Raw genomic sequence first — 7761 nt, forward strand, 5'->3', positions numbered from 1 at the left:
CGCTTGACGGCCTTGAACATCGCGGCCGTCGCACGGCGCACGGCGATGTAATCGGGATGCTCTTCGCTGATCTTGTCCATCGAGGCCAGAACCCGCAGCGTGGTCTCGAGGTCGTTCGGATCGAGGCCGTCGCCGAGATCTGCGGCGGTATCGGTGGACACATCAGTCATTGGGCCGATTTTACGCGACCGACCTGGGAATCAGCGGGCGTCGGTGCGCTCCTCGAGCGCGATGCGCGTGACGGGCAGGGCCTCGGGATGCTCCTGCTGCAGCCACGTCATGATCTTCTCCCGCACGAGGCACCGCAGATCCCACTGATCGTCGGAGTTCGCGGCGGAGATCTTGAAGCGGAGAGAGACGTACCCGCCCTCGGAACCGGTGACGAGCACGTTCGCCGAACGCCGGTCCCAGAGCGGCGACTCGTCGATGATCTCGTCGAACTTGGCGCGCACGGCATCCACCGGCACCCGCCAGTCCAGATCCATGTAGACGGTGCCGAGGATCTTGTCGGAGCGCCGCGTCCACGTCTCGACGGGGTTCGTCGTGAAGTAGGTGCAGGGCAGGATCAGCCGGCGCTCGTCCCAGATGTAGACGACCACGTACGACAGGTTGATCTCGCCGATCGTGCCCCACTCGCCCTCGATGACGACGACGTCACCGACGCGGATCGAATCGGTGAAGGCCACCTGAATCCCGGCGATGAGGTTGCCCAGGGTGGATTGCGCCGCGAGGCCGGCGACGATGCTGACGACGCCGGCGGAGGCCAGGATGCTGGTGCCCACGGCCCGCACCTCGGGGAACGAGAACAGCACGACGCCGACGGCGAGGACGCCGATGAGCACGACCGCGAGGCGGTTCAGCACCGTCAGCTGGGTGCGGCGGCGACGCGCTTCGGAGCTCGTGCCGTCGCGCTGGCCGTCGTACTGCATGAGCCGCTCCATGCCGAAGGTGACCACGATCGACAGGATCCAGGCCCCGGTGAGGACGACCACGATCTGCAGGGCCCGCTCGACCACCGGCCACCACGGCTCCAGCGACGGCGCCGTCGACGCGCATCCCGCCCACAGGGCGATCAGAAGGGCGAGGGTGGTCCCCGGAACCCGCAATCGGCGCTCGAGCGCGGCCAGCCAGGCCGATCGGCCGCGCGCTCGTCCCACGACGAGGCGCACGACGATCACGACCGCCGCGGCGACCGCGACGCCGATCAGAACGCCGATCAGCGTTCCCGCCCAGGTGTGGCCGGAGATGTCGATGTCCAGGAGAGAAGCCATCGAACCACCCTAGGCACGGGGCCGCCCCTGAACGCAACCTCTTGCATCCGGCATCCGCTCGTCTCACCATGGAGAAGGAGGGTCGAGGTGCAAAGGAGCAGCCATGTCGCAGAAGATCGTCCCAAACATCTGGTGCACACGAAACGCCGATGAGGCCGGAGAATTCTATGCTGATGCGCTTCCGCGAACGACGGCGGAGACCAGCGCCCGCTACCCGATGGAGCTGCCCGACTGGCAGGCAGAGTTCGCGGGCAGGACTCTCACCGTCGACGTGTCGATCGATGGGTTCCAGATCACGCTGATCAACGCGGGCGACGAGTTCAGCCCGAACCCATCGATGTCGTTCATGCTGAACTTCGATCCGTTGATGTTCGACGGCAGCGCCGATGACGCGCGGGCGGCCCTCGATGAGACCTGGGCGCGCCTGGCCGAGGGCGGACGGATCATCATGGCACTCGACGCCTACCCGTTCAGCCCCCACTACGGCTGGGTCGAGGATCGCTTCGGAGTCAGCTGGCAGTTGCTGCTGACCAACCCCGAAGGTGAGCCGCGGCCGTTCGTCATCCCGCAGCTCATGTTCTGCGGACCCGTGCAGAACCGATCGCGCGAGGCGGCGTCTTTCTACTCGGGTGTGCTTCCGGGTTCGGGCGTCGGGTTCATCGCCGAGCATCGCGTGCAGACCGGGCCGGCAGAACCGGGCACGGTCATGTTCGGCGAGTTCCGTCTGGCCGGGCAGTGGTTCTCGATGATGGACTCGGCCATCGCACTGGACTACACATTCACTCCGGGGATTTCCCTCGAGGTGCGATGCGCCGATCAGGCCGAGATCGACGAGTACTGGGATGCGCTGTCCGCCGTTCCCGAGGCGGAGCAGTGCGGGTGGCTCACCGATCGTTATGGTCTGAGCTGGCAGATCGTTCCCGAGACGATGGGCGCGCTGATGGAGCGTCCGGGCGCGTACGAGAAGATGATGGAGATGAAGAAGCTCGTCATCGCCGATTTCTGAGGGGGACCATGGGACTGTTCACGCAGAAGCCCGAGCAGAAGAGCGCCTGGGCGGCGCTGCCGGGTGAGCCGGATGAGCGCGACGGTTCGGTCGATCGCCTGCCGGATGCCGTTGCCGACCCGCTCGGACTGGGGCTGCCGGGCGACGAGACGAGCTCGACCGTGTCGATCTCTGTGGATGTCGTCGTTCCGACCGGCGACGGGACGGACGCCGGCGCCGAATAGGCATCCCGACGCGCGGGCGATGTCGGGCCCGCGGATACCCTGGAGGGATGACGATCACCGCTGCGGCAGACGGATCCGCTCTGGGAAACCCCGGCCCCAACGGCTGGGCCTGGTACATCGACGACGCGAACTGGGCCGCGGGCGGCTCACCGCATGGCACGAACAACCAGGGCGAGCTGCAGGCGGTGCTCGAGCTGCTGCGGGCGACCGCCGAGGTCGACGAACCGTTGCAGATCATGTGCGACAGCAAGTACGTGATCGACTCGATCACGAAGTGGATGCCGGGATGGAAGCGCCGCGGATGGCGCAAGGCCGACGGCGCCCCCGTGCTGAACCGCGACCTCATGGAGGCGCTCGACGCTGCTATGCAGGGGCGTGACGTGGACTTCGTCTGGGTGAAGGGGCACGCCGGCCACGAGCTGAACGAGGCCGCCGACCAGCGGGCGAACGCCGCATCCAAGGCTTATCAGGCCAAGCGTGAGCCGAACCGCGGGCCCGGTTTCACGATGGGTTCGGTGGATGCCGGAACCACGGTCCCCGCGAGCGATCTCGCGAGTGCGGCGGCAGCCCCCGCAGCCCCCGCGTCCGAACCGCTGTGGGCCGAGGCATCCGATCTCTTCGACGGCTGGGACGCCGCTCCCGCAGAGCCCATCGATCTCTCGCTGACGCTCACCGCCGAGGAGCACGCACGTCTGCGCGATCGCGCCAATGCGCAGAGCATTTCCCTCGTCGAGGCGCTGCGCCGGCTCATCTGAGCGGCGCCGGACCGGTTCAGCGCCCCGCGGTCATCCACGCCACGACGACGTCGCCGATCATGGAGCGCAGGTGCTCGCGGCGCTCCTCGGCGAGCAGATCGCGGCCGAACAGGTAGCCGAAGGTGTGCTGGTTGGCGACCTGGAAGAAGCAGTACGAGCTGATCAGCAGGTGCACGTCGAGCGCGTCGACGTCGGCGCGAACCGTGCCCTCGGCACGGCCGCGCTCGAGCACCTCTTCGAGCACGGCGACCGCGGGCTGGTTGAGGGTGCGCAGGCCATCGAGTCGCTGGATGAACTCGCCATGGTGGATGTTCTCGATCGAGACGAGCCGGATGAACGCCGTGTGATCGAGGTGGTGGTCGTAGGTGAGCTCGGCGATCTGCCTCAGGGCCTCGACGGGCGCGAGGTCGCCGGCGTGGATCGACTGCTCGCGTTCGCGGATGCCGCGATACGCGTTCTCGAGCACGGCGAGGTAGAGCTGTTCCTTGCCGCCGAAGTAGTAGTAGATCATCCGCTTCGTCGTCTGGGTGCGCTCGGCGATCTCATCGACCCGGGTTCCCGCGTAGCCGGATTCGGCGAAGGCCTCGGTCGCGACGGCGAGCAGATCGGCGCGGGTGCGTTCGGCGTCGCGTTTGCGGACGACGGGTTCGGTCATGTCCACTCCCCCATCAGTCGGCGCCGGTCAGGACCCGGCGCGGGTTGTCGATCATGAGGCGGCGCAGGGTCGCGTCATCGATGCCCGCATCGCTCAGTGTCGGAAGAATCATGTCGAAGAGGTGCTGCATATGCCAATTCGGCACGTGCTCCGCCCGCCACGACGGCGGCGTGACACGGCTGAAGACCGCGGCGTCGTGCGAGAGGACGATGCGATCGGCATAACCCGCATCGAGGAGCTGGAGCAGCATCCGCACCCGGTCGGCGTCCGGGGCGAGGTGCTCCATGCCGAAGCGGTCGAAGCCGAGGTAGGATCCGCGATCGGCGATGCGGCGCAGGTAGGCGAGGTCGGTGGAGTCTCCGCTGTGTCCGATCACGACCCGGTCGAGCGGAATCCCCAGCCGCTCGAGCTCGTCCTGCTGATCGGCGCCTCCGCCGGATGCAGCATGCGAGTGGGTCGTGATCGGAACGCCGGTGCGCCGATGCGCCTCGGCGGCAGCCGCGAACACCCGTGCGGAGTCGGGTGTCAGGCCCGCGGCATCCGTCGCGATCTTGATGATGCCGGCTCGGATATCGGTGCCCGCGATGCCCCGTTCGATGTCTCCGACGAACAGCTCGACGAGCGGGTCGGGGCCGTCGACGACGAGCCCGGGACCATTGAGTCGGAAGAAGGTGGGCAGGGTCTCGGCCGCGTAGCATCCGGTCGCCGCGATCAGCCGCACGGGAACCCGTGCGGCCACCTCGGCGACCCGGCGCACGTCGCGGCCGAGACCCACGACCGTCAGATCGACCACCGTCTGCACGCCGCGGGCGTGCAGATCGGTGAGGGTCTGCACGGCGCGTTCGATCATCTGCCGCTCATCCCATTCCGGATGCGGCATATTGATGTCGAGCTCGGGATCGGTGACGAAGACGTGCTCATGGATGAGGGTCATCCCCAGCTCGTCTGCGTCCACCTCCCCCGTGAACGTCGGTATCGAACGCGCCATGCCCGAGGGTCACTCCGAGGTGGAGCGGATGGCCTCGTAGACCGTGAGCGAGTCGCCGGTCAGCACACCGGAGAGGTACTCTTCGGCCTTCTCGCTGAACGCGTCGCGGTCGACGTCCTCGACGACCTCCCAGTCATCGCCGGTGCGCCACTCCTCGAGGATCTCCGCCTCGTCGGCGTCGACGCACGCGGTGACCTCGGCGATCGCCTTGTCTGTCGCCGCCGTCAGCGCCTCCTGCTGCTCCTCGTTCAGGTCGTTCCAGATATCGCTGATGATGACGAGGTTGGTGTTCAGCTGGTGCGAGCTCAAGCTGACGTAGTCCTGAACCTCCTTGATGTTCGTCGCCACGATGTTGGTGATCGGGTTCTCCTGGCCGTCGACCGTGCCCTGCTGCAGGGCGAGGTACAGCTCCTCGTAGGCGACCTCGGTGGCCTGGGCGCCGAGCGCCTTCGCGTTCATGAGGAACTGCGGCGAGCCGGGGAAGCGCATGCGCAGACCCGACAGGTCGTCGGGCGTGCGGATCGGGGTGTTGGCGGTGAACTGGCGGGCACCGGCCGACCAGGCGCCGAGCGTGTGCACGCCGGTCTCGGCCGCGAAGGCGTCGACGACCGTGTCGGACGCATCGCTGTCCATGAAACGGGCGAGGTGGTCGGCGTCGTCGAAGGCGTAGGCCGAGTCGAGCACGCTGATCGGCTCGTAGACCGCACCGAGCGCCGAGGCGCCCTGGATGTCGATGTCGATGTCGCCCGAGGCGACCGAGGCGATGCGGTCGGCGTCGCCGCCGAGCTGGCTCGACGGGAAGATCTCGACCTCGAGACCGACGCCGGCGGCGCTCACCTCATCGGCGATGACCTGGGCACCGCAGCGGTGCTGGGGCTGGTCCTCGTTGTAGCTGTGGGCGAGCGTGAGCTTCTGCGTGCTGCTCGCGTCGCCGGTGGCGCCGTCTCCGGTGCCGGAGCAGGCGACCAGCATCATCGCCGGTGCGGCAAGGGCGGCGAGCCACATCGTTCGCCGGTTGCGTCGTGCATCCATGATTCTCTCCTCTTTCGGGTGCTTGTCAGGGGTGGTGCGGTTCGAGTGCGTGTTCGGCCGCCTCGGCGGCGACCAGATCGTTCAGGTCGGCGAGCATGGCCTGGCGGTCGGCTCGCGCTCCGGTGAAGATCTCGAAGGCATCGGCCGCCTGGTGCATGGCCATGCCGAGTCCGGACATGGTGCGGATGCCGCGGGTGCGGGCCTCCTGCAGCAGTGCGGTGTCGACGGGTCGATAGACGATGTCGGCGACGCGGATGCCGGTGGGCAGCAGCGCCGGGTCGAACGGGGTGCCCGGGTGGGCGGCCATGCCGACGGGGGTCGCGTTGACGACGAGGTCGGCGACGGCGAGTTCGGTGGGCAGGGAGTCGGGGCCCGCGGTGCGGACGGCTCGGCCGATCGCGGAGACCTGCTCGGCCAGCGCGTCGGCCCGCGCAGCATCCTGGTCGACGATCACGAGCTCGTCGAGGGGGTGCTGCGCGAGGGCCGTCGCGACGGCGGAGCCCGCTCCTCCCGCACCGACGAGCACGGCGCGGCCGAGCCGGTCACCGCCGAAGGCATCGTTCAGCGCCGCGCGGAAGCCGGTCGCATCCGTGTTGTGACCGACCGATCCCCGCTCGGTGAAGACGACCGTGTTGACGGCCCCGACGGCCCGCGCGCTGTCGGCGAGCTCGTCGAGCAGCGGGATGACCGCCTGCTTGACGGGGTGGGTGATGTTCAGTCCGGTGAATCCGAGACGTCGGGCGGAGTCCAGCAGCCGCCGGAGGAACTCGGTCGTCCCCTCGGCCGGCGCCAGGTCGATCGTGCGGTAGACGTAGTTCATGCCGTGGCGCGAGCCCTCGAGCTCGTGCATGGGCGGGGTGAGCGAAGGGCCCACCCCCTCGCCGACCAGACCGATGAGGAAGGCCTGCGGGCGCGGGGTGCTCCGGGCGTTTTCGTGGCTCACAGACCGAGCACCCCCGGCAACCACATCACAGCGCTCGGGAACACGATGATGAGAATGCAGATGATCAGCAGCGGCAGGATGAACGGCAGACTGCCGCGGAACACCTCGCCGATGCGGGTCTTCGACACCGCTGCGGTGACGAAGAGCACGGTTCCGACGGGCGGGGTGAGCAGGCCGATCATGAGCGACAGGATCATCAGAACGCCCAGCACGATCGGGTCGACGCCGATCTCGGTGGCGATGGGCAGGATGATCGGCACGGTGAGCACGAGGATCGCGGTCGCATCGATCACGGTGCCGAGGATCAGCATGAGCACGGTGACGAGGATGAGGAACACCAGCGGGCTGTCGGTGATCGCGAAGACGAGCTCGGTGAGCATCTGCGGCAGGCGCTCACGGGCGAGGATGTATCCGAGCAGCGACGCGGAGGCGACGATGATCATGATGGATGCCGTGGTGGTGACCGTCTCGGTCACCACCTTGACGAAGCTCTTCATGCTCAGCGAGCGTTGCACGATGCCGACGAAGAGGATGTAGACGACGCCGACGGCGGCGGCTTCGGTCGGGGTGAAGAATCCGCCGAGGATTCCGCCGAGGATGATGAACGGCGCGACGAGCGGCAGGAGCACGCCCTTGATCGATGCGAGGAACTCGGCGCGATCGAACGTGCCCTTCTTGACGTTCTTCATGCGGCGCACGAGCACCCAGACGACGATGCACATGCCGATGGCCATGAGCAGCGCCGGGATCACGGATGCGGCGAACAGTGCTCCGGTGGAGACCGCCGCGAGACCGGCGTAGATGACGGCCGGGATGCTCGGGGGCATGACCGGCGCGATGAGCGAGGAGGTCGCCGAGACGCCGGTGGCGAAGCGGCGGCCGTAGCC

The 7761-nt window shown here is 67.9% G+C and carries 9 protein-coding genes and 1 pseudogene; 3 read left to right on the plus strand and 7 right to left on the minus strand.

Annotated elements, in window-relative coordinates:
- Positions 1 to 170: pseudogene (locus Q0Z66_RS11495) on the minus strand (short-chain dehydrogenase); the annotation flags it as partial.
- Positions 171 to 200: 30 nt separating this feature from the next.
- Positions 201 to 1271 carry a mechanosensitive ion channel domain-containing protein gene (locus Q0Z66_RS11500; protein WP_298041257.1) on the minus strand — a complete coding sequence of 357 codons (1071 nt, stop codon included), beginning with the start codon at positions 1269 to 1271 and terminating at the stop codon, positions 201 to 203.
- 103 nt (positions 1272 to 1374) lie between these two features.
- Here Q0Z66_RS11500 and Q0Z66_RS11505 point away from each other — a divergent pair, with 103 nt between their 5' ends.
- Genes Q0Z66_RS11505 through Q0Z66_RS11515 form a run of 3 tightly spaced genes read left to right on the plus strand, consistent with a single transcriptional unit; the run spans position 1375 to position 3256 of the window.
- A complete protein-coding gene (locus Q0Z66_RS11505) occupies positions 1375 to 2277 on the plus strand; it encodes a VOC family protein (RefSeq protein WP_298041259.1) in 903 nt (300 codons plus the stop codon).
- Between the two features lie 8 nt (positions 2278 to 2285).
- Entirely contained in the window at positions 2286 to 2501 is a 216-nt protein-coding gene (locus Q0Z66_RS11510; RefSeq protein WP_298041260.1) for a hypothetical protein, read from the plus strand.
- 47 nt (positions 2502 to 2548) lie between these two features.
- Entirely contained in the window at positions 2549 to 3256 is a 708-nt protein-coding gene (locus tag Q0Z66_RS11515; RefSeq protein ID WP_298041261.1) for a ribonuclease H, read from the plus strand.
- A gap of 16 nt (positions 3257 to 3272) precedes the next feature.
- On the opposite strand, the gene Q0Z66_RS11520 is transcribed toward Q0Z66_RS11515, so the two are convergent.
- The 5 genes from Q0Z66_RS11520 to Q0Z66_RS11540 all read right to left on the minus strand — a co-directional run.
- The gene (locus tag Q0Z66_RS11520) at positions 3273 to 3911 is read right to left on the minus strand and encodes a TetR/AcrR family transcriptional regulator (RefSeq protein WP_298041263.1); all 639 of its coding nucleotides are present in this window, start codon (positions 3909 to 3911) and stop codon (positions 3273 to 3275) included.
- Between the two features lie 13 nt (positions 3912 to 3924).
- On the minus strand, positions 3925 to 4899 hold the full coding sequence (locus Q0Z66_RS11525) for a phosphotriesterase-related protein (RefSeq protein WP_298041265.1): 975 nt from the start codon (positions 4897 to 4899) through the stop codon (positions 3925 to 3927).
- A gap of 9 nt (positions 4900 to 4908) precedes the next feature.
- Positions 4909 to 5931 carry a DctP family TRAP transporter solute-binding subunit gene (locus tag Q0Z66_RS11530; protein ID WP_298041267.1) on the minus strand — a complete coding sequence of 341 codons (1023 nt, stop codon included), beginning with the start codon at positions 5929 to 5931 and terminating at the stop codon, positions 4909 to 4911.
- A gap of 25 nt (positions 5932 to 5956) precedes the next feature.
- Positions 5957 to 6874, minus strand: coding sequence for a shikimate dehydrogenase (locus Q0Z66_RS11535; RefSeq protein ID WP_298041269.1), 918 nt, complete (start codon positions 6872 to 6874; stop codon positions 5957 to 5959).
- A partial coding sequence (locus Q0Z66_RS11540) for a TRAP transporter large permease (protein ID WP_298041271.1) occupies positions 6871 to 7761 on the minus strand: 891 nt, incomplete at its 5' end. The genes Q0Z66_RS11535 and Q0Z66_RS11540, both read right to left, overlap by 4 nt.

This window comes from uncultured Microbacterium sp., from assembly GCF_947632095.1.
Lineage (GTDB): Bacteria > Actinomycetota > Actinomycetes > Actinomycetales > Microbacteriaceae > Microbacterium.